The 21431-nt window shown below is 43.0% G+C and carries 21 protein-coding genes and 1 pseudogene; 19 read left to right on the top strand and 3 right to left on the bottom strand.

Going from position 1 to position 21431, the window contains the following annotated elements; all coding sequences use genetic code 11:
- The 3 genes and pseudogenes from D4N35_RS12745 to D4N35_RS12730 form a co-directional block, all read left to right on the top strand.
- Nucleotides 1–88, top strand: a pseudogene (locus D4N35_RS12745) (oxidoreductase); the annotation flags it as partial.
- A 543-nt stretch (nucleotides 89–631) separates the two neighbouring features.
- Nucleotides 632–877 carry a hypothetical protein gene (locus D4N35_RS12740; protein ID WP_120074216.1) on the top strand — a complete coding sequence of 82 codons (246 nt, stop codon included), beginning with the start codon at nucleotides 632–634 and terminating at the stop codon, nucleotides 875–877.
- A gap of 286 nt (nucleotides 878–1163) precedes the next feature.
- A complete protein-coding gene (locus D4N35_RS12730; protein ID WP_120074212.1) occupies nucleotides 1164–1556 on the top strand; it encodes a VOC family protein in 393 nt (130 codons plus the stop codon).
- A gap of 638 nt (nucleotides 1557–2194) precedes the next feature.
- Here D4N35_RS12730 and rpsD read toward each other — a convergent pair.
- Complete coding sequence (gene rpsD / locus D4N35_RS12725) at nucleotides 2195–2797, bottom strand: 30S ribosomal protein S4 (RefSeq protein ID WP_120074210.1); 603 nt, start codon at nucleotides 2795–2797, stop codon at nucleotides 2195–2197.
- A gap of 270 nt (nucleotides 2798–3067) precedes the next feature.
- Nucleotides 3068–4618, bottom strand: coding sequence for a plasmid pRiA4b ORF-3 family protein (locus D4N35_RS12720; RefSeq protein WP_120074208.1), 1551 nt, complete (start codon nucleotides 4616–4618; stop codon nucleotides 3068–3070).
- Between the two features lie 242 nt (nucleotides 4619–4860).
- Here D4N35_RS12720 and refZ point away from each other — a divergent pair, with 242 nt between their 5' ends.
- The 7 genes from refZ to rarD all read left to right on the top strand — a co-directional run bounded on the left by refZ (nucleotide 4861) and on the right by rarD (nucleotide 13293).
- On the top strand, nucleotides 4861–5523 hold the full coding sequence (gene refZ / locus D4N35_RS12715) for a forespore capture DNA-binding protein RefZ (RefSeq protein WP_120074206.1): 663 nt from the start codon (nucleotides 4861–4863) through the stop codon (nucleotides 5521–5523).
- A 397-nt stretch (nucleotides 5524–5920) separates the two neighbouring features.
- Nucleotides 5921–7630, top strand: a complete 1710-nt coding sequence (ezrA, locus tag D4N35_RS12710; RefSeq protein WP_120074203.1) for a septation ring formation regulator EzrA — start codon at nucleotides 5921–5923, stop codon at nucleotides 7628–7630.
- 195 nt (nucleotides 7631–7825) lie between these two features.
- Nucleotides 7826–8977: a cysteine desulfurase family protein gene (locus tag D4N35_RS12705; RefSeq protein ID WP_120074201.1), complete on the top strand. Its 1152-nt coding sequence runs from the start codon at nucleotides 7826–7828 to the stop codon at nucleotides 8975–8977.
- Nucleotides 8974–10185, top strand: a complete 1212-nt coding sequence (gene thiI, locus D4N35_RS12700) for a tRNA uracil 4-sulfurtransferase ThiI (RefSeq protein WP_120074199.1) — start codon at nucleotides 8974–8976, stop codon at nucleotides 10183–10185. The genes D4N35_RS12705 and thiI overlap by 4 nt, the downstream gene beginning before the upstream one ends.
- Nucleotides 10186–10288: 103 nt before the next feature.
- Nucleotides 10289–10489 (top strand): alpha/beta-type small acid-soluble spore protein, encoded by a 201-nt coding sequence (locus D4N35_RS12695; protein ID WP_120074197.1) that lies wholly within the window; start codon nucleotides 10289–10291, stop codon nucleotides 10487–10489.
- Nucleotides 10490–10642: 153 nt separating this feature from the next.
- A complete protein-coding gene (gene mbcS, locus D4N35_RS12690) occupies nucleotides 10643–12235 on the top strand; it encodes an acyl-CoA synthetase MbcS (protein WP_120074195.1) in 1593 nt (530 codons plus the stop codon).
- A 143-nt stretch (nucleotides 12236–12378) separates the two neighbouring features.
- On the top strand, nucleotides 12379–13293 hold the full coding sequence (rarD, locus tag D4N35_RS12685) for an EamA family transporter RarD (RefSeq protein ID WP_120074193.1): 915 nt from the start codon (nucleotides 12379–12381) through the stop codon (nucleotides 13291–13293).
- 236 nt (nucleotides 13294–13529) lie between these two features.
- Here the strand turns inward: rarD and D4N35_RS12680 are convergent, their stop codons facing one another.
- Nucleotides 13530–14348, bottom strand: a complete 819-nt coding sequence (locus tag D4N35_RS12680; RefSeq protein WP_120074224.1) for an NAD kinase — start codon at nucleotides 14346–14348, stop codon at nucleotides 13530–13532.
- A 147-nt stretch (nucleotides 14349–14495) separates the two neighbouring features.
- Here D4N35_RS12680 and sppA point away from each other — a divergent pair, with 147 nt between their 5' ends.
- The 9 genes from sppA to D4N35_RS12635 all read left to right on the top strand — a co-directional run bounded on the left by sppA (nucleotide 14496) and on the right by D4N35_RS12635 (nucleotide 21414).
- Nucleotides 14496–15500 (top strand): signal peptide peptidase SppA, encoded by a 1005-nt coding sequence (sppA, locus tag D4N35_RS12675; protein ID WP_120074190.1) that lies wholly within the window; start codon nucleotides 14496–14498, stop codon nucleotides 15498–15500.
- Nucleotides 15501–15515: 15 nt separating this feature from the next.
- Nucleotides 15516–16004 (top strand): RDD family protein, encoded by a 489-nt coding sequence (locus tag D4N35_RS12670; RefSeq protein ID WP_120074188.1) that lies wholly within the window; start codon nucleotides 15516–15518, stop codon nucleotides 16002–16004.
- 51 nt (nucleotides 16005–16055) lie between these two features.
- A complete protein-coding gene (locus D4N35_RS12665) occupies nucleotides 16056–16760 on the top strand; it encodes a DUF2953 domain-containing protein (protein ID WP_120074186.1) in 705 nt (234 codons plus the stop codon).
- Nucleotides 16666–17127, top strand: a complete 462-nt coding sequence (gene ytfJ, locus D4N35_RS12660) for a GerW family sporulation protein (protein WP_120074184.1) — start codon at nucleotides 16666–16668, stop codon at nucleotides 17125–17127. Before D4N35_RS12665 ends, ytfJ begins: the two co-directional genes overlap by 95 nt.
- A gap of 83 nt (nucleotides 17128–17210) precedes the next feature.
- Nucleotides 17211–17705, top strand: coding sequence for a thiol peroxidase (gene tpx / locus D4N35_RS12655; RefSeq protein WP_120074182.1), 495 nt, complete (start codon nucleotides 17211–17213; stop codon nucleotides 17703–17705).
- A gap of 98 nt (nucleotides 17706–17803) precedes the next feature.
- Entirely contained in the window at nucleotides 17804–18799 is a 996-nt protein-coding gene (locus D4N35_RS12650; protein WP_120074222.1) for a class I SAM-dependent methyltransferase, read from the top strand.
- 5 nt (nucleotides 18800–18804) lie between these two features.
- The gene (locus tag D4N35_RS12645; RefSeq protein WP_120074220.1) at nucleotides 18805–19995 is read left to right on the top strand and encodes an acetate kinase; all 1191 of its coding nucleotides are present in this window, start codon (nucleotides 18805–18807) and stop codon (nucleotides 19993–19995) included.
- A 70-nt stretch (nucleotides 19996–20065) separates the two neighbouring features.
- Nucleotides 20066–20908, top strand: a complete 843-nt coding sequence (locus D4N35_RS12640; protein WP_120074179.1) for an EcsC family protein — start codon at nucleotides 20066–20068, stop codon at nucleotides 20906–20908.
- Nucleotides 20908–21414: a MogA/MoaB family molybdenum cofactor biosynthesis protein gene (locus tag D4N35_RS12635; RefSeq protein ID WP_120074177.1), complete on the top strand. Its 507-nt coding sequence runs from the start codon at nucleotides 20908–20910 to the stop codon at nucleotides 21412–21414. The genes D4N35_RS12640 and D4N35_RS12635 overlap by 1 nt, the downstream gene beginning before the upstream one ends.
- The last annotated feature ends 17 nt before the right edge of the window (nucleotides 21415–21431 follow it).

The following is a 21431-nucleotide window of genomic DNA, read 5'->3' as shown; positions in this document are numbered from 1 at the left end:
AGCGCAGGATATCGCAAAATCTGTAGTATATGCGGTCACTCAGCCTGATTATGTGAATGTCAATGAAATTACAGTGCGGCCCGTATAAACTGAATTTAACTATTCCAGAGCAGGCTGTAAAGCTTATCTATGAGCCTTGTTGATAATTTGTTGCAAGGGGATCTCAAGGTGATATACATTTCCAAGCAAAATATCAGCTATGGCATCAGAGCAAGATAAAAAGTTAAAAAGAGGAAAAGCGCTTGGTTAAAGCGCTCTCGTAAATAATATTCAGCTTCCTTTTACGCATCAGTATCCATAATACATGTGGTGGTGAGGATGGACATGATGCATTGAATACGGGTGGATTCCTTGATGCTGAAGTTGGAGCTGATCCAGTCCATATCCGTGATGATGCAAGTGATGGTGCATTGGATAAACATGATGGTGCATAGGGTAAGCATGATATCCATGTAAATGAGGATGCATTTGATCACCTTCTTTTAAATTGGTCTATACACCATATGACCCAAGAAAAAACATGAAACCTTTTTTGGATGAAATGGGTATTTGTCTAATTTTAAAGAATGGCAGGCCGCGGCAAACGGAATATTTTTGTGAACCCGAGATAAAGTATTTGGAGGTGTCATTAATGAAATGGGAAGATGTACGCCAAGCATTTCCAAAGCAATGGGTATTGATAGAGGTTGCACAAGCATACACAAACGATGAAAGCGAACGTATTTTAGAAGAAATTACTCCTTTAAAAAAGTTTTCAAATTCTCCTGAGGCAATAAGAGTGTATCAAGAACTTCATCGTGAAAATCCCACTCGAGAATTGTACATTCTCCATACGAGTCGAGAGAACCCTAATATTATTAAAAGTGGGCAGGTGTAAGACGTTAGTGAAAAAGTTAATCATTGACGATGGACTATTGTAAACCGGATGACAACAAAGGTGATTCCCATACTGTCAAGGCACGGTCAAAAAATGTCGAGCCAAAAGGATTTCTTAAAAATACCCCAATATTAAAGTCATTTGAAAAAGATGATGTATTTTATTCGGTAACATTTATACGTCAATTTGAAAATGCCAGTGTTGTTGAAGCTCTAAACAATTCAATTAACGAAGTAAAGAAATTAAACAAGCTGAAACTAATAAAACTACAATAAGGAGAATGAAAATGAATTTTCGCTTGGAACTATTTGTAAAAGATTTGCAAAAATCTATTAGGTTTTATGAAGAAATCCTTGGCCTTACATTCTATAAAAAACATGAGACTGGTGCAATGATTAAACATGTGGACTTTGCATTATTATTAACTCATGACGCTATTCTTAATGAAAATCATTATTTAAAAAAGGGAGGTCTTAATCCGAAAGGTAAAGGTATGGAGCTTGTCCTAGTTTCTGATGATATTGAGGGATTATACCAACATGTATTAGAAAAAAACTATCCTATGGAATCTGAACTTAAACTACAATCTTGGGGAATGAAGGATTTCCGAATTATAGACCCGGATGGTTATTATTTAAGGTTAACCTCAAATAAGCTAAATGATGAACTTAAGCAATAGATGCTTGTGTTAATATCTGGCCATTTTTGCATATACAACAATCGGGCGCGATTGTTGTATAAACCCTTAGATTTAAACGACTTTATTGTTATATGTTAAGTATTTTATATCAAAAATCAAACATCTATAACCCCGTCCATAACTTGGAAATTCATTCAATGTTACATAACCCTTCATAACCGTTCCTTCTATTCCCAATCCTGTTTGGAAGAGGACTTTTATCAACAAATTAGCAATTGGGCCGGAATACAAACTAGGTGAGTGCGATAAATAAGTGCACGATTCAATGATGAAGTTTACCAGCAAAAAAACTATTGGGCTGGCTGGAAAAGGTAATTGTGATTAAGTCCGGCTTGAAAAAAATCTCGATAAGAATTGTTAACCAATCCTTTATCAAGATCTTTAGTGGTTTCACTATGTAAATTTGGTATCAAAAAAAATATATAATTTCAGCATTGTCCGCTAATTTTTATTAAAAACTTGCCCCAAAAGTTGCCCCACTTGCCCCAAAAAGTGCCCCAAAACAATACATTATTTTACGTTAGTTTACAACCCTAAAATAAAACAAAAAGCCCCAAAACCTTTGTATACCAAGGGTTTGGGGCTTTCTAAATACTGTGTTCTACAAAGCAATTCTATTAACGTGAGTAGAACTCAACGATAAACGATTCGTTAATTTCTGGTGGAAGTTCTGAACGCTCAGGAAGACGTGTCAAAGATCCTTCAAGCTTGTCTGCATCGAAAGAAACATAGTCAGGGACGAAGTTTGTCGCTTCTACTGATTCTTTGATGATCGCAAGGTTTTTTGATTTTTCACGTACGCTCACAACTTGGCCAGGGTTTACTTTGTAAGATGGAATGTCTACGCGGCGTCCATCAACAAGGATATGCCCGTGGTTGACAAGCTGGCGTGCCTGACGGCGGGTGCGTGCCAAGCCAAGGCGGTAAACGATGTTGTCAAGGCGTTGTTCAAGAAGAATCATGAAGTTAACACCGTGTTTACCTTGCATTTTGCCGGCTTTGACGAATGTGTTTTTGAATTGGCGCTCAGTAACACCGTACATATGACGGAGTTTTTGCTTTTCCTGCAACTGAAGACCATATTCAGAATGCTTTTTACGTTGGTTTGGACCATGTTGTCCTGGCGCATAAGGGCGCTTTTCTAATTCTTTTCCAGTTCCGCTCAGTGAGATTCCGAGACGGCGGGAAATTTTCCAGCTTGGACCGGTATAACGAGCCATAGAAGACTCCTCCTTAGGTTTTATTTTGTTGTAAAATAAAAACCGTTGCGAGAATACAATGCTGGGTATTTTGTTTTCATGTACCTTCGCCCTAGCAGCAGCGGGTTACGCGATACACCTCAAAACGCGAGGAACAAAATACGGTCAACAGAATATTCATCAAGGCTGCAATTATTTTACACACAAAGAACATTATAGGGCCCGCTGAAAGAAAAGTCAAGATGCCGGTTTTCGCTTCTTCGCTCCAGATTAATGGCATTTCTAGTATTTTTACATCATTTGCGCCAAATATTGCTTAAGCTCATCCGTCAGCGGCAAGCGTTCCGCTTCTATCACTGTTGTCCCAAGTTCATACAGGAGCGGCTCAAGCATATGAAATGTTTGGCTTTTCAGCCATACCTCCCTCGGATTTCTTTCAAGCTGATTCATCATCATTAAAAATGAGTTTTGGTAATAGCCCACTTCAGGCTGACCTTCTGCCAAATCTTGAAATATAACCTGGCCGCTTCGTTGATCGATTGCTACTGCCATTAACGGGAAATATGGTCTTTCTCCGGGTTTTTCCTGTACCGGTGTATCAACTCTGAAAAAATCAATTTCAATTGGTGTATCGTATTTTTTATATTTCAGTGAACGTCTAATATCCATTTCCGGCACTAACAGCTGCTGTTCTTCGGGGGAGGGCTGCTGTGACTTCCATCTATCGGGCGAAAGCAGCGTGGTGTTCCATTGCGTTTTGTCTCCTTGCGTTTTCGGAACTCTGCCTATAACCGGGTTATCTCCCGTAAAGTATGGAATTTCCAGTCCATTCTCTACTTCTTTTATCACTTCAATCGCCTGCTCAACTGCGATTGTTAATAAACGAGCCTCATCCGCCTCAATGACCCATGGGACAAAACCAGGTTTAAAGCTTCTGAATTGCTGCCATTGCTTCTTTCCTCTAAAGGCCATTCCGTTATCCTTGATCAACTGATAATCTTCGTTTTCGAGTTCATCCCGATTAACAAACGATAAAAGTATGCTTCGCTGTTCTGTTATTAGTTCAAAAGTATCAATGTCTTCTTTCATTGTTTTTAACAAATTCTGATAGCCATCGGGACCGATATATACCGCCATGCCAAACTCTTCTCCCATCGCTCCCAAAATGCTGCAAAATAAATATTCGCTTGTCAGAGGATCTTTGACAACAAAAATTTCATCGTTATCAAACAAATCCCATGGCTTCAGGGCGTTAAATTCCTTTGCCTTTATGAATAATTCCTTCATGTTGATATCCATCTGATCGGAATTTGTTTCAACAGGCTTGGCAAATGGGGATAATGCCTTATTTACTGCTGCCGTTAATTTTTTGGAGTCCACTTCTTCTACTTCGTACAGCTCTTCCAAAAGTTCACCCCTGCTATCTTCTTCGGGAGCATACTGGACTGCTTTCACACAATGCGGGTACAATACCCCTTCCTTTGGGGAAATGATTTTTTCCAAAAGAATTTCATGTTTCCAATCATCGCCAAAATCATAAGTATAAACGGCTTTATCCTTTTCCACTAAGAACCAGTCCGATAATTTTTCCTCTTTTTCATCATAAATATCATGCATATTAAAGCCCCACGGATCGTTATCATCCGACCCTATTTCTATCTGGTGTATATTCCTTCCGCTGGACTTTTTCATCATAAAGGCATGCAAGTGATAATCATCCCAGTCAAAAGCAGCTTGAATGATTTCATGCATTTGATAAAATGTCATGCTGCTATCTACCTGCAGTCTTCTCCATACAGGCGGGCTCATGTGCATTAGCGTTACTTTAAATTGAAAAATCATTCTGTGCCCTCCAAATTGTATCCTTTTAAACGAGTTTAAAGCATTAAGTAAGAAATGTGAATGATTACCGCAGGACTTGGAAGTGGTTTTATCGGTTTTCGCAAAAATCTGTCGAGTTATTTTCAGAGGATATATATAAATTGAAGCCGAATTTATACTTAAGCCCAGGTACAAGTCGCCTATTTCGTATCATGAGACGATTTATGGTTTATAGAGAATGCTTTAAAAAGGGAGGGTCCACAATGTCCGGCCAAGGAGGAAAAACAAAGGAGGCCATTATCGAAGCGGCCATTGAATTGTTTACAACCAAAGGGTTTAAGGGGACGACAATCCGCGATATCGCAGCCAGGGCAAAATTGAATCCGGCGAACATTTCCTATTATTTTCAGGGAAAACAAGGGCTGCTGGAGGCGTGCCTTGTCAGTTTTTTCGAACCTTATTTAACGCTGTTGGAAGAAGAGAAAAAGAAAGTCGACTGGGAGGATCCGCAAGTTTGCCTTCACAGGGCCATAAGAAAAGTCCTTGTTTTCCAAAGTGACAATCATTTGCTGACCCGGCTTGTATGGAGGGAAATCACGATTGATTCGCAAGTGTCAAGGGAGATCATTTCTTCCTATCTGATGAAAGAGAGGTATTACCTGAAAGCATTGACATCCTCGGCGCTGGGCGAAAATCATTCTGCGCTCCCTGTCAGCATGATGATCATCCAATTAAAGGGAATGCTTTCCACTCCTTTTTTAAACAGCCAGTATGTCAGCGAGGTTTGGGGAATGCATCCGAAAGACCCTTATTTTATAGAGAAATATTATGAATCGGTCATAGACTGGATTCAAGCGGCTGTGAACGTTCAAAAGAGCGCTTTATATGTGGCCCGTCGCCCTTCCCCGGTTGTAAAGACTGTGTAAAAAAATGCTGCCAACCAAATTTTGGGGCGGCTTTTTCTAATTTTAGGGCAGAACCTGTTTTATTCTGGAAAGCTAAAGAAAGCATAAAATTTTACCGAATTTTCTCTTCAAACAAGATTAACGTAATGTCCAGCTTCAGGCGCCATCGGCTCGAGGTCATAAGCCAATCGCTGATGAAGGCAAACTACGCCTTCTTCAGCGCTCGTCTTATGCTTGTCGCCGATAAACGGGCGCCTTGCGCTTTTCTTAAGAATAAAAGAAAAAAACGATAGAAAAATTGCATTTATGCGTCAAAAATTGTCGCTGTCGTGGTATCATAGAAGGACATAACTGAACTAATAAAATCGCTTGATATACATAGTTTTTGCTGAATGATGGAAGGAGCAGGGGACAGATAATGAAATACGGTGTTGAACTCGTCATCAGTGCAATCATTCTTATCATAATCATATTCATTATTGGATATATGATCAGGAAAAAATATTATAAAGAAATTGACCAGCTGGAAGCAAGGAAAATGGAAACGATGAACCAGCCTGTTGTTGAGGAACTGGCTAAAGTAAAAAAATTGAACATGACGGGGAAAACAGAAGAGATGTTCGAACAGTGGCGCCAAGCATGGGACGATATTATCACCGTTCAGCTTCCCCACATCGATGAACTCCTTTTCGAAGCCGAGGAGTACACGGATAAGTTCAATTTCAAGAAAGTGAAAGATACCCGTATCCAGATTGAAAGTGAACTGGCCAAGATCAATGAACAAATACAAAAAATCCTTGCTGAATTAAAAGAGTTGATAGACAGCGAAGAAAGGAACAGAACGGATATTGGGAGCCTGAAAGAAAAATATGGTTTGGCAAAAAAACGTCTGCTTACTGAGTCTCATACGTTTGGGGAAGCTGCGAAGAAACTGGAAGATCAGTTAAAGTCAGCGGCCGAAAAAATCTCGAATTATGAGACATTAACTGAAGAAGGCGATTATATTGAAGCCCGCAAGGAAGTTGTTTCGCTTTCCGGGGAGCTTGAAAGCCTGATTTACAGAATGGAAAAAATCCCTGATTTGCTTACGGACTGCCAAACAATCATCCCTTCGCAAAAAGACGAACTTTTTCAAGGGTTTAAAGAAATGCAGGAGCAGGGATACGTCCTGGACCATATTCAAATGGAAGCCATTATGGAAAAAATGGAAAAGCAGCTGAAGGCGTACAGGGAGTTCCTGATCCAGACAGAAGTCGATGAAGTGGCTGAGGGACTGGAAGAATTAAAGGAGCAGATTGAACTCCTGTATGATCTCCTGGAAAAGGAAGTTTATGCAAGACATTATGTCCTTCAGAAGAACGAAGAGACCGAAGCATATTTAAACAAATTGAAAGAAGCAAACGAGCAGCTTAAATCTGAAACAGAACTGGTTCAGGAAAGTTATCAATTGTTTGATAACGACCTGAATATACCGCATGATCTTGAAAAAAGCTTGGGTCAGCTTACGAGACGGTATGAGCTGCTTGAAGGGAAGATCAAGGAAGACCAATCAGCTTTTACTTCGTTAAGCGAGGAATTAAATGAAATCGAAAGCGGGCTGGAAAAATTGGAAACAAAACAGCAATTGTTTGCGGAACGTCTGCAAAGCTTGCGCAAGGATGAAATGGAGGCCAGGGAAAAAATCGCCCTTTTAAAAAAGAAAGTCAGCGATATCGTCAGGATTGTCCAAAAAAGCAGAATGCCCGGACTTCCAAACGATGTCGAATCATTGTATGAGCAAGCTTCCGAGCAAATTGAGGATGTTTTCAGAAGCCTCCAGGAAAAACCGCTGAATATGAAGTCCGTCCAAAGCCATTTATTCGAGGCAACTGACACAGTCGACCATTTGTACAGCCGGACGGAGGAACATATTGAAAACGCCCGTCTCGCTGAACAGGTCATCCAATACGGAAACAGGTACAGGGGCCAGCATCCCCAACTCAGGGCTGACCTTGACAAAGCTGAAAAGGCATTCCGCAATTATGAATACCGCTCATCACTTGAGCAGGCTGCTGCTGCGGTTGAAAAAGTGGAACCCGGAGCTTTGAAAAAAATCGAAGAGATGTTTAACGAAGAAATCCATGTGTGAAAATGATAGCTTAGGGAAAAGAGTGCTTCGGATGAAGTGCTCTTTTTTTGGGGACAGGACCCCACCACATTAAAGTGGTAACGAATTAACGCAGTGGGGGCCTGTCCCCGATGAGTTAATATTTAATTTACAGCGTTCATGTGTTATTATGTATGATTGATTATAATAATGAATCAGGTTAGTAGGTGGCCTTAAATGATATATTTTGACAATAGTGCGACAACGAAGCCATATGAAGAAGTTCTCCAGGCATTTGCGCAGGTGAATCGGGATTTTTTCGGAAATCCTTCATCGCTTCATGCCCTTGGGGGAAGGGCCGAACAATTGCTTAAAACTGCACGGGAGCAGATTGCCCAATTGGCCAGAGTTCACGCAAATGAAATTTATTTTACATCAGGCGGTTCGGAAAGCAATAACTTGGCGATAAAGGGGACAGCACTCATGCATCGCGGCAGGGGGAACCATATTATCACGACAAGTGTCGAGCATCCGTCTGTTCAGGAAGCGTGTGAACAGCTTCGCATGCTCGGGTTTGAGATCACTTATATCGACGTTGATCAAAACGGCCATGTCTCAGCCGATGATGTGATCCGGGCAATAACGGACAAAACGATTCTTGTCTCGATGATCCATGTCAATAACGAAGTCGGAACAATCCAGCCTGTCGAAGAAGTCGGCCGGCGTTTAAAAGATTTTCCAAAGGTGCTTTTTCATGTCGACAATGTTCAGGGTGCATGCAAGGTCCCTCTTGATATTTATAGATCCAATATTGACTTTTGCACCTTTTCCGCACATAAATTTCACGGATTGAAAGGCAGCGGTTTTCTTTTTGTAAAAAAAGGCGTGAAAATCTTTCCTTTGATTTCAGGAGGGAATCAGGAGAAGAATTTAAGAAGCGGGACAGAAAACACAGGCGGTATCGTTGCAATGGCGAAAGCTTTTCGTATGGCGGAGGATAAAAGGAGATCCTTGTCAGAAAATCTGTTGGAACTCCGCAACTATATCATGAATCAGCTGGAAGAAGTGCCGGGCCTTGTTATCCATACGCCCAGGGACAATGCCGCACCGCATATTGTGAATGTTTCAGCAGTTGGTTTAAAAGGTGAAGTCATTGTCCATGCACTTGAGGAGCAAGGAATTTTTATATCAACAACAAGCGCTTGTTCATCAAAAGACAAAACCCCGAGCGGCACTTTAAAAGCGATGGGAGTGTCAGAAGAAGAGGCAGCAGGGGCGGTCAGAATCAGTCTTTCCTATGACAACACGCCGGAAGAAGCCGAAAAGATGGTCCATGCGCTTAAACAGGTTATAGACAGATTAAATAAAGTAATGAGGCGAAATAAATGAAATATGACAGAATTTTAATCAGATATGGAGAGCTGACATTAAAGGGGAGGAACCGGAAGTTTTTTGTCAGAAAGCTTAAAACCAACATTCGGATGATGCTTCGAAGGTTCCCGCAGACACAAATTGAAACATTGCATGACAGGATGTATGTTCTGTTGAATGGAGAGCCGTATGACCAGGTGAAGGAAAGACTTGCCAAAGTGTTTGGTATTCAATCATTCAGCCCGGCAATCAGGACAGAAAAAGATCTTGATCAGATCAAAGCCGCAGCCCTTCATATTGTGAAACAAGCCCATATTCCCGGGGGAACTTTTAAAATATCAGCGCGCCGGTCGGATAAATCATTTGAATACGATACCCAGCAACTGAATTACGAAATTGGTTCGCATATTTTAATCAATGTAGAGGATATTACAGTTGATGTAAAAAAACCTGATATCAATGTGATTGTAGAAATAAGAGGCGAAGGAGCGTTTGTTTCGGGGGAAGTTGTCCAGGGCCAGGGCGGTTTTCCTGCAAGGTCATCAGGTAAAGGGACGTTGATGCTGTCCGGCGGGATTGACAGCCCTGTTGCAGGGTACCTGGCGATGAAACGGGGAGTGGACATTGAGGCCGTGCATTTTCACAGCCCGCCATATACTAGTGAAAGAGCGAAACAAAAGGTGCTCGATATTGCCTCAAAGCTTGCTGAATTTTCCGGCCGGATCAAAGTCCACATTGTCCCGTTTACAGAGATCCAAGAAAAGATCCACGAGAAAATACCTGAAGGCTATACGATGACATCCACCCGCAGAATGATGCTCCGGATTGCGGATGAAATAAGAAAGAAAAATGATGCGCTTGCCATTTTTAACGGCGAAAGCCTTGGACAGGTGGCGAGCCAAACGATGGAAAGTATGCTTGCCATCAATGAAGTTACAAACACTCCTATCTTACGCCCGTTGATTGCCATGGATAAAGTGGAAATCATTAAGATTGCAACCGAAATAGATACATTGGAGATTTCCAACAGGCCCTATGAAGACTGCTGTACTATTTTTACACCGCCGGCTCCAAAAACCCGGCCAAAAACGGATAAAATTGTTGCTTTTGAAAGCAAGTTTGATTGGGCCCCACTATTGGAAAAAGCTGTGGAAGAAACCGAAACACTCGTCATTAGAAGTGAAGGAAACGAGCAGGCAAATGACAATCATCTCAACCTTTTTTAAAATGAAATAAACAGCTGCCAAAAGCTAGGAAGAATTACCAACATTTTATTGAATGATGCCATGTGTTTTCGCACAATATAGGCTTACAAGGAGGTGAAAACACATGGCAAACAACAACAGCAACCAAATCCTTGTTCCTGGAGCAGAGCAAGCGATCGACCAAATGAAAGTTGAAATTGCACAAGAGTTTGGAGTTAACCTTGGAGCAGACACTACTTCACGCGCTAACGGATCTGTAGGTGGTGAAATCACCAAACGCCTTGTAGCAATGGCTCAACAACAAATGGGCGGACACGCAAGATAACAAATTTAATATGAATGGCTTTAAAGCGGGGAACTGGTCCCCGCTTCTTCGATTTTACAATATAAAAAAATTTTACCATCTATACATATTAAGTTTTCTTATAATTTTGTATAATAGTTTGTACTACAGTTTCACAAGGGGAGGATGAAAAAAATGAAACGGGAAGACTTAATTGCACCGGATGATTATAATATCATCGACGAGTTTGAAAGGTATACTGTCCATTCAGACCGGCCGGCAATCATTTGGGAAGGCGAAAACGGGGAAACGAAAGAGATTACATATGAGGGATTATTAAAGCAGGCAAATAAAATCGGAAATGTATTCCATGATTTTGGCCTGGAAAAAGGGGATACCATTCTAATCATGATTCCGAGGCTGATTGAAGCCTATGAAGTTTATATCGCCGCTCTCAAAGCAGGAATTATTGTCATCCCAAGTTCCGAAATGCTCAAGACAAAAGATTTGGAATACCGGATCAGCCATGGCGATGTCAAGGCAGTCGTCACCTATCATCCTTACGTGAAACAGGTTGACATGGCCCAAAATGCAGAAGGTTTGATCAAGTTCTCCGTTGGCGGAGAAGCTGAGGGCTGGGGCCATTTGGAGAAATTGATGGAAGATGCCTCCGATTCGTTGAAAACAGCTGAAACGAAAAGCACGGATACAGCGTTTTTATCGTATACATCCGGAACAACAGGCAATCCGAAAGGTGTCGTTCATACACATGGCTGGGGTTACGCCCATCTTAGGACGGCAGCTGCAAAATGGTTATGCATCGAAGAGAACGATATTGTTTGGGCGACAGCGGGGCCAGGCTGGCAAAAATGGATCTGGAGCCCGTTTCTTTCCGTACTTGGCATGGGAGCCACAGGCTTTGTATACAACGGAAAGTTCGATGCCCAAAAGTACCTGTCATTAATGGATAAACACAAGGTGAACGTACTTTGCTGCACACCTACAGAATACCGGCTGATGGCAAAAGTCAATAATCTCGATCATTTTAAACTCGATCACCTGCACAGCGCCGTTTCAGCCGGCGAACCGCTAAACAGGGAAGTCATCGATGTTTTCAGACAATATTTCGGGATAAACGTACGGGATGGATACGGCCAGACAGAAAACACATTGCTTGTCGGTATTACGAAGGAAATGGAATTGAGGCCAGGCTCCATGGGAAAACCAACTCCCGGAAATACGGTTGAAATTATTAACGAACAAGGGGAAGTCTGCGCTGCCGGGGAGGTTGGCGATATTGCTGTCCATAAGGACACGCCTTCCCTTTTTAAAAAGTATTACAAAGATCCGGAAAGGACTTCCATGCAATTCAGGGGAGACTATTATATTACAGGAGACAAAGCAAAAAAGGATGAAGACGGTTATTTCTGGTTTGAAGGACGCCGCGACGACATTATCATCAGTTCAGGATATACCATTGGTCCTTTCGAGGTCGAAGACGCCCTAGTAAAGCATCCTTCCGTACAGGAATGCGCAGTTGTCGCCGCCCCCGATGAAATTAGGGGGAATATTGTTAAGGCTTTTGTTGTTTTGAAGGAAAGCGAACCGGATGATGGGGAATCCTTGAAGAAAGAACTGCAGGAGCACGTCAAACAAATGACCGCTCCATACAAATATCCGCGGGAAATCGAATTTGTATCTGAATTGCCAAAAACGGCTTCGGGTAAAATTCGCCGCGTGGAACTGAGGAAAATGGAGCAGGAAAGAATGTCAGGGCTAAATAAATAATCGCTGAAAACTTCCCTGAAAATTTAATTTTAGGGAAGTTTTTATATCTCATTACGATTTTCGCTCATTATGTGTAGTAACTTTCATTCATTTTTTATATAATGGAATTATTTCGGGAATCTAAATAGCAGGAGGACAGTCGCATGAAAAATAGATATGAAGGGATCATGAATGGCGCTGCCGCTTATTTGCTGTGGGGGTTCCTGCCGATTTATTGGAAAGCCTTGGATCATGTATCGCCTGGTGAAGTATTGGCACACCGGATATTCTGGTCATTCTGGTTTATGCTGGCCCTTATAATAATCGGCAAAAAGACATCCTCCTTCAAGGAAAGCTTCAGGCAAATGGGAAAAAGCCCAAGAGCTAGATTTGCCCTTATTGCAGTCTCCATCCTGATCAGTATCAATTGGCTTATTTTTATCTGGTCAGTCCATGCAGGAAAAATAGTTGAGACAAGTCTTGGCTATTATATTAATCCTCTTATCAGCATCGTCCTGGGTGTGTTTGTTTTGAAAGAAAAACTGGTGCGCACCCATATCGTCGCCTTTTTTCTTGCTTTGGCCGGTGTGCTTTTTCTTACGGTTTCCTATGGGCAATTTCCGTGGATTTCATTTGCACTTGCTTTGACATTCGGCTTGTACGGGCTGATCAAAAAAGTGCTCCCGTTTGATTCTTCCATCGGATTAACTTTGGAGACAATGGTTGTCACGCCAATCGCCCTCATATATATTATTTTGATGACGATAAAGGGCACCCATGTTTCTTTTTCGGGAGACTTGAAAACCGATATTTTCATGATTGCTTCCGGAGCTGCAACCGCCTTGCCATTGTTATTATTTGCCAAAGGGGTCCGGAAGGTCCCGCTCTATTTAATGGGTTTCCTGCAATATATCGCACCGACCATCATGCTGTTTCTCGGCGTATTTTTATACCACGAGCCGTTTGGGACCGCCAGGCTCATTGCCTTCGCCTTTATTTGGGCTGCCTTGTTGATCGTTTCGCTTTCCACCGTCAAATGGTCCGGCATGCATTCCAAACAGCGGAATAAGATTGCATAAGAAAACCGGGCGTTTGACCCGGTTTTCTATTTCAAAAGTAAAGAATGTATAACTTGATATGAAAAATTTTTTCGAAAGAAGCCTTTCTCTGTCCAACTCCAGCGCCCAGCGACTAGCAAACTTCGCACTCCTCCACTACGATAAGTCAACATCGGCTCCTTCGTCGCCGTGTTTCCTTTATCTCATTGCGGAGTGCTCCAGTTTGTACGTCGCTAAACGGGCGCTTGCGCTTTTCTTTATAAAAACGTTCTTTTCACTTTTTCCCAAAAGGAATTATTTTTTAGCTTGACGGTTTTGATGACTTTATCGCTCAGTCGAATATTCACTTCTTTTACATGCTGGATGCTCATCGCTTCATTGTCCATTCCCATTGTGGGGAAAACATTTCCTTCCTGGGCAACTTTCAGTGTAAGTGTCCGTTCTTTGCTTAATAAAAACGGGGATCCGAGAGTCCGGTAGCGGTTGCTGTTCAAAGAGGCCATTTCATTTACCTGGAGGCACGGAAGCAGCGGATCGACCACCGCACCCCGGACCGATTTGTTATAAGCTGTACTGCCTGTCGGCGTGGCAATGACCATGCCGTCTCCCCGAAATGTTTCAAAATGGAGGCCGTCAATGAATACGTCAAGGACCAATGTTTTGATGATGGCGGAGCGGATCGTAAATTCGTTCAGGCAATAAAAGGAAGCATCATGGTCAATGTCGACTTGAATGACCGGGTATTTTCTTACTTCCACTTGCTCCATTTTCATGGCCTCGATCATTTCCGGCAAATTGTCGATTTGAAAATCGCAATATAATCCGCGGAATTGATCATCGTCAATCCCCAAATAGACAACATCCTGACGAAACCCTGTCCTGCGGACTGCCTGAAGGAACGTTCCATCCCCTCCGATGCTCGCAATGATATTTGCATTCTCCGGCTGCTCAACAATTGTAAAACCGTAACTTTTGGCGGCTTCATGCAAAGACGTCACTTTCTCTGCCAATTTTTTGTCATTTTGATAAAAGATGTGTTTATAGAAAAAGTAAATATTTTTTCTGAAGTCGCTCATTTTGTCACGCTCCTCGCAATAAAAACGGTCATGCTTTCTTAGCCTTCTATTTTTTGTTACAATGTTGACTATGTTTTTTAAGTTTAACATGAATATGAAACTCTTTGAAATGTCATCCGTATGAAAAAAGGAAGGGAGGAGTTTTTAGTGAATGGAAAGAGATGGGCAGCACTTGGCATAGCTGCAGGTGTATTTTTCTTTTCAATTATCGTCAATATGGCGAGTGCGTTCATTTTTGGGGATTTCTCAAAAATGTTCAAAGAAAATATGATGCCCGGCCAGGCTTTTAGTGAAGAAGTGATCGATTCAGGAAATACGCTAAAACGAATTGCTGTCCTTGAGGTGGACGGAGTGATTCAAGATACGGGGGATGCACGGTCTTATCTTTCATCACCCGGTTATTCCCACAGGGATTTCATGAAACAGCTGAATCAAGTGAAAGAGGACAGTAGCATCAAAGGAATTGTTTTGCGTGTCAATTCACCGGGAGGCGGTACGAATGAATCGGCTGAAATCCGCCATAAACTCGTAGAAATACAAAAAGAAACGAAAAAACCGGTATATGTATCTATGGGGTCGATGGCAGCTTCCGGCGGTTATTACATATCCGCCCCTGCAGATAAAATTTTTGCGAGCACCGAAACCCTGACAGGATCACTGGGCGTCATTATGCAAGGTGTGAACTACAGTGATTTAACAGATAAAATCGGAATTGATTTTATGACAATCAAAAGCGGAAAGTATAAAGATATCATGAGCGGACACCGGAAGATGACGGCGGACGAAGTGAAAATACTGGAAAGCATGCTGACAAATTCCTATAACGAATTTGTCAGGATTATTGCTGAAGGCCGCGATATGAAGGAAGATCAGGTCCGCAAAATTGCTGACGGACGGGTTTATGACGGGCGCCAGGCAAAGGAACTGAATTTGATTGATGACTTCGGCTATACGGAAGATGTCATTGAGGCAATGAAAAAAGATTACAAGTTGAAGGATGCCGAAGTGTTCAAATATTCCTCAACTCCCGGTCTGGGATCGCTCTTTTCCATGACCGCGCAAAAATTCTCCGGAGGCTCTGAAATGGGCGAGCTGGTGAACATGTTATCACAGCCGAATTCACCTAGGGCAATGTATTTATATGCCCAATGATGGAGGTGTCAACTAATGGATGAAATGCAAACGACCGAAATCCGCAGAACGGTTCCGCAGCCTGCTTTCCAATACGGCGGTTTTTGGATGAGATTCTGGGCTTATCTGCTTGACCTGGCTGTCATAGCAGCAGTGGGCGGAATTATTGTAAAGCCGCTGTTCCGGGCATTGGATCTTCAGCTTTCCGCCAGCGGAATTTTCACGCATGTCAACATTGCCAGTGCGCTGGTTTTTTACCTGTACTTTGTCCTGATGACAAAGTTTTTCGGACAGACACTTGGAAAAATGGTCTTCGGCTTAAAGGTCATTCCGTTGAATGATGAAAGGCTGAGCTGGAGTACAGTGATTTTCAGAGAGTGGATCGGACGCTATATTTCCGCCACCATCTGGATTTTATATGTCATCGCTGCATTTACTCCAAAGAAACAGGCATTGCATGATATGTTTGCCGACACTGCCGTTATTCATGAACGCACACAGACGGCTGAACCCGCTTATTCTTAAGCGGGTTTATTTTTTTATCGCTTCGGTGAAACTGGTAACCGGAGGCGTGAAATGATTTGGAACGTTTTTGCAATTGCTTCGGCTATTTTAATATTGATCATGGCAGCCGTATTCATATCCAGAATTAAAGTGAAAGTTTTTTTCAGGATGCAAAATTTATCCGAATGTACGCTGGCCATACATTTGTCAGCAGCCTATGGCCTTGTCCGGATCAAAAGATCCCTGGACATTAAAAAGCAGATTGACAATCTGGTTAATGATGAAGAAAAATCAGCGGAAGCCGTTGATAAATGGCAAAGAAAGCTTGAAGGTAAAACGAATGAAGATTTGATTAAGCATTTAAAGGATCCCATTTTAGAAGCCCTTAAAAAATGGACAATCCATTATTTTATATGGAGAACCGGAGCGGGAACCGGGGATGCAGCCGTGACGGGGAGGCTGGCAGGCGCTGCTTGGTCCGTAAAGGGGGTCATTGAGGCATGTCTGAAGCGGTATATCCCGATGAAAAAAACTCCCGAGCTTTCTTTTTCCCCTTTCTTCCAGGCTGTTGGATTTGAATCCCAACTTTCCTGTATGGTATCGATTCGGACGGGAAAAGCTATATTGACGATACTTGGACTATATAAGAAATGGAAGAAGCTGAATAACAGGAGGATCGAAAATAATGGAACATCCAATCAAGGGTTTAATGACGACAGCGATGGAAAATTTGAAAGAAATGATCGACGTGAATACGATCGTTGGAGATCCGGTTGAAACTCCGGACGGCGGAGTGATCCTGACAGTATCCAAGGTCGGCTTCGGTTTTGCGACGGGCGGCAGTGAATTTTCAGCAGGAGGAGACTCCTACTCAATGGATTCTTCAGATGATGAATCGGCGGGACTTCCTTTTGGAGGGGGAAGCGGAGGCGGAGTTTCTATAACGCCTATTGCTTTTTTGGTCGTCAACTCCCAAGGAGTGAACATGCTGCGTCTGGAACAAAACACTCACTTGTTTGAAAAAATGGTGGATATGGCGCCGGTTGCCTTTGATAAAATCCAGATGATGCTGAAGAACACTCAGTCTGGACAATCAAATAAGCGGAAATCGGAAGAGAAGCAACAGCTCGACTATGATATTTGACTTCGCCGCTGGCAGCTTTTTCCTTGCTATTTCAAGGGCATTCCTGGATGATAAAAGAGAAAATGGACAAGGAGGAATGATGTATGCCAGAAGTTACGTTTATAGGAAATCCGGTCACGTTGGCAGGGAATGCCGTAAAACCGGGGGATAAAGCTCCGGATTTTACCGTCTTGGACCAAGAGCTTTCAGAAGTCAAACTAAGTGATTTCACCGGTGTGCGGGTAATCAGCGTAGTTCCGTCAGTTGATACCGGTGTCTGTGCTGCGCAAACAAAGCGGTTCAATGAAGAGGCTGCCCTTGAAAATGCAACAATATTGACTATATCTGTAGACCTCCCGTTCGCTCAAAAGCGTTGGGCGGAAGAAAACGGGTTAACCCAGGCAAAGATTTTTTCCGATCACAGGGATCTTTCTTTCGGTGAAGCATATGGTGTCATCATGAAGGAATTCAGGCTCCTTGCACGAAGTGTATTTGTCATCGACAGCAATGGCCAGGTCACTTATGCGGAATATGTAAGTGAAGGAACGAACCATCCGAACTACGAGGCGGCCATTGAAGCAGCGAAAAAAGCCCGATAAAGAATTCTCCCCCCGGTATCACCGGGGTTTTTTTCTTGTTTATGATGGGGGACATCGATAAAATATTAGGAAGAAGTTTGTTGCGGGGTGGAAATTCATTGAAGAAATTGCCGGTAGAAAAATTATTTTCACTGTTCAATGATACAGCGGAAATTTTGCAGGAAGAATTGCAGTGTACCTATTTGGAAGCTCTCGCAGAGACGGGAGAGAATATTTTTCAGCAGCAAATTGTGCAGCCTGAGGTAAGTGAAATTACGAAAAAGAGGCTGGAAAAGAAATATTCGGAAATTCAATTGCCTGCATACAAAAGCGATGACATTCGAAGGGCATATCAATTTGCCATTTTAAAAGGAATGAAAGACAACGTTCAGGCCAATCATCAAATGACGCCTGACACACTTGGTTATTTTATAAGCTATTTAATCGGAAAATTCACGGATGGCCAAAAAGATATTTCGATTCTTGATCCTGCCGTCGGAACAGGCAATCTGTTATTTGCCATTTTAAATAGGAAAGAACAGGACGTGAGGATGGAAGCTTACGGTGTAGATGTCGACGATCTGCTTTTAAAGCTTGGCTATATCGGAGCGAATTTGCAGATGCAGTCAGTGGAATTTTTCAACCAGGACGCCCTGAAACCTCTTTTTATCGATCCGGTTGATGTAGTTGTCTGCGACTTGCCGGTCGGATACTATCCGGATGATGCCAACGCGGCAAATTTCTCGCTGAGAAGAGAGGAAGGACATTCATACGCGCATCACCTGTTTATTGAACAAAGTATCAAACATGCCAAACCCGGCGGTTATTTATTTTTCCTAATACCAAATGGCCTGTTTGAATCGGAAGAAGCTCCAAAACTGCATGAATACTTGAAAGAGACGGTCTATATTCAGGCAGTATTACAGCTTCCGCTTTCCATGTTTGCAAGCGGCCGGGCTGCCAAAAGCATTTTGGTCCTTCAGAAGAAAAAGCCGGGGGTAAAACCGCCGGGAGAAGTTCTGTTGGCTTCTATTCCGAAGCTGTCCAACAAAGAGGCGATGGATCGGATTCTTATAAAAATGGAGAATTGGTTTGATGAAAATAAAAAGGGATGATTGGTTTGGCAAAAGTGATTGCGGTCAATGCCGGGAGCTCGTCCATTAAATTCCGGCTTTTTCAAATGCCTGATGAAAAAGTCGTTGCAAAGGGATTGATCGAGCGGATCGGCTTGCCGGGTTCTTTATTGTCCATGTCGGTAAATGAAAAAAGGTTCAAAGAAAAGCTTGAAATTCCCAATCACGAAACGGCGATCAAGCTGCTTTTGGACCGGCTGGTAACAAATGGCGCCATTCAGTCTCTTGGAGATTTAGACGGGATCGGCCACAGGGTTGTCCATGGGGGAGAAAAGTTCAATGACTCGGTGTTGATTACGGATACGGCCTTGGAAGAGATTGAAGACCTCGTCGAGCTGGCGCCGCTTCATAATCCAGCCAATATTGCCGGGATTAAAGAATTTCAAAAGGTGCTTCCCGATGTTCCCCAGGTGGCCGTCTTTGATACGGCATTCCATCAGACAATGCCTGAAAGTTCATTTCTGTATAGCCTGCCGTATGATTACTATAAAAAATTCGGCATCCGCAAATACGGTTTCCATGGAACATCACACAAATATGTCACACAGAGGGCGGCGGAAATTCTTGGACGCCCGATCGAGCAGCTGCGGCTTATTTCCTGCCATTTGGGAAACGGCGCCAGTATCGCCGCAATCAAGGGAGGAAAGTCAATTGATACGTCCATGGGATTTACGCCCCTTGCGGGCGTAACGATGGGGACAAGATCGGGAAATATCGATCCGGCGCTCATACCTTATTTAATGGAAAAAACAGATAAGACAGCCGATGAAGTACTGGACATTTTGAATAAGAAATCCGGAATGCTCGGCGTATCCGGTTTCTCCAGCGATCTGCGGGATATTGAACTTGAGGCCTCCCGGGGAAACCACCGGGCAGAGCTGGCTTTGGATATATTTGCCGACCGGATTCACAAGTATCTCGGTTCATATGCAGCGCGGATGTCCGGAGTGGATGCCATCATTTTCACAGCCGGCATCGGGGAAAACAGCAGCTTTATCCGGGCAAAAGTTTTGAAAGGACTTCAATTCATGGGAGTGTATTGGGATCCCGATTTGAATAAAGTGACAGGGAAAGAGGCTTTTCTTAATTACTCCTATTCACCTGTAAAAGTGCTTGTGATCCCTACGAATGAAGAAATCATGATTGCACGCGATGTCATGCGGTTCATATTCGCCTGATGTGACTGCTTTGTGTTTTACCGTCTGCTTCTCTATACTAAGTAAATAAATATGCGGAAGGGTGATGGCAATGGATTGGACAAAAAGAGATGAACAGATGTTGGAAGATTTGCAGGAATGGCGCCAAACTTTATTTGAATATGAAACGACAGACATTGAGAACGCCTACGATAAGTGGATGGAACAAGCTTTTTCATTATTGCCTGATTCATTGCAAATCCAATTTTTTGAGAAGCTCGACGGATGGCTGTTCCATTTGAATTCGCTGCTCAGGGAATCGCAATTGCAAACTGATGCAAAGGAGCGGATTTTGCGGACAGCCCGTTCCATGAATGGTGACATTAATACTTTGGAGGATTTGAGGGACTACTTATCGATCGATCAACTGACATTCCTTGCCGAACAGCAGGCGGCGAGGCACAGGCTTTATTCATTCGCGCAGGGAGGCATGACGGGTTCAGGTAAAACGCTACTGGTTGGAAGCGATTTAGTCGCAATGGCTGTCATTAATCTGCGGGCTGTCCAATTGATGGCCATGTCTTTCGGCTATAATGTCCAGTCGCCGGCCGGATTGCTGGAGACACTTAAGGTTTTCCATACGGCCACAATGCCTGACCGGCTTAAAATGTTCGGCTGGGAAGATTTGATCAATGACCTGCAAAAGGGCGACGAGCAATTCTATTATCATGAACATGAGCGGATAACGGACTCCTCATGGATTGACGAGCCCCTGAAGCATCTGTTGAAGGCCAGCCTTATTTTAAAGCTGTCAAGGAAGAAGGTTTCGGGGCTTCCTCTTGCATCCATGGCTATTGGTGCAGGCGTCAATTATAAAACTACGAGAAAAATAACAGATTTTACATTAAAATACTACCAATATAAACATTTGCTGATCAAAAGCGGTGAAATTTAATGAGTGTGCGTGAACATAAAAAAGAAGCGCCGTCATCGGTTACGTGTGCGGTCATTACTGTGAGCGACACGAGGACGGAAGAGACAGATAAAAGCGGTAAGCTTATGATGAGCCTGCTTCAGGAAAACGGACATGAAGTCGGATATTATGCCATGGTCAAGGATGACAAAGATTCTATCACTGCCGCGTTCCGTGAAGCGGCAGACAGTCCGGATGTACAGGCTGTCTTGATCAACGGCGGGACAGGGATCGCCAAACGGGATATTACCATAGAAACGATTTCCCCTTTCTTTGAAAAGGAGATTGTCGGATTTGGAGAGTTGTTCCGGATGGTCAGCTACCTGGAGGACATCGGGTCGGCAGCCATTATGTCACGGGCGGCCGCGGGAACATACAGGAACAAAGCTGTCTTTGTCACACCGGGATCAAGCGGCGCTGTCCGTACAGCCATGGAAAAATTGATCCTAAAAGAACTGGGACATGTGATCAGGGAACTAAAAAAATAGGGGTCAGGCCCCCGCTG

This window comes from Siminovitchia fortis, from assembly GCF_003605365.2.
GTDB classification, from domain to species: domain Bacteria; phylum Bacillota; class Bacilli; order Bacillales; family Bacillaceae_C; genus Siminovitchia; species Siminovitchia fortis.
The sequence above is the reverse complement of the archived record's forward strand: the minus strand, read 5'-3'. Positions and strand labels throughout refer to the sequence as shown.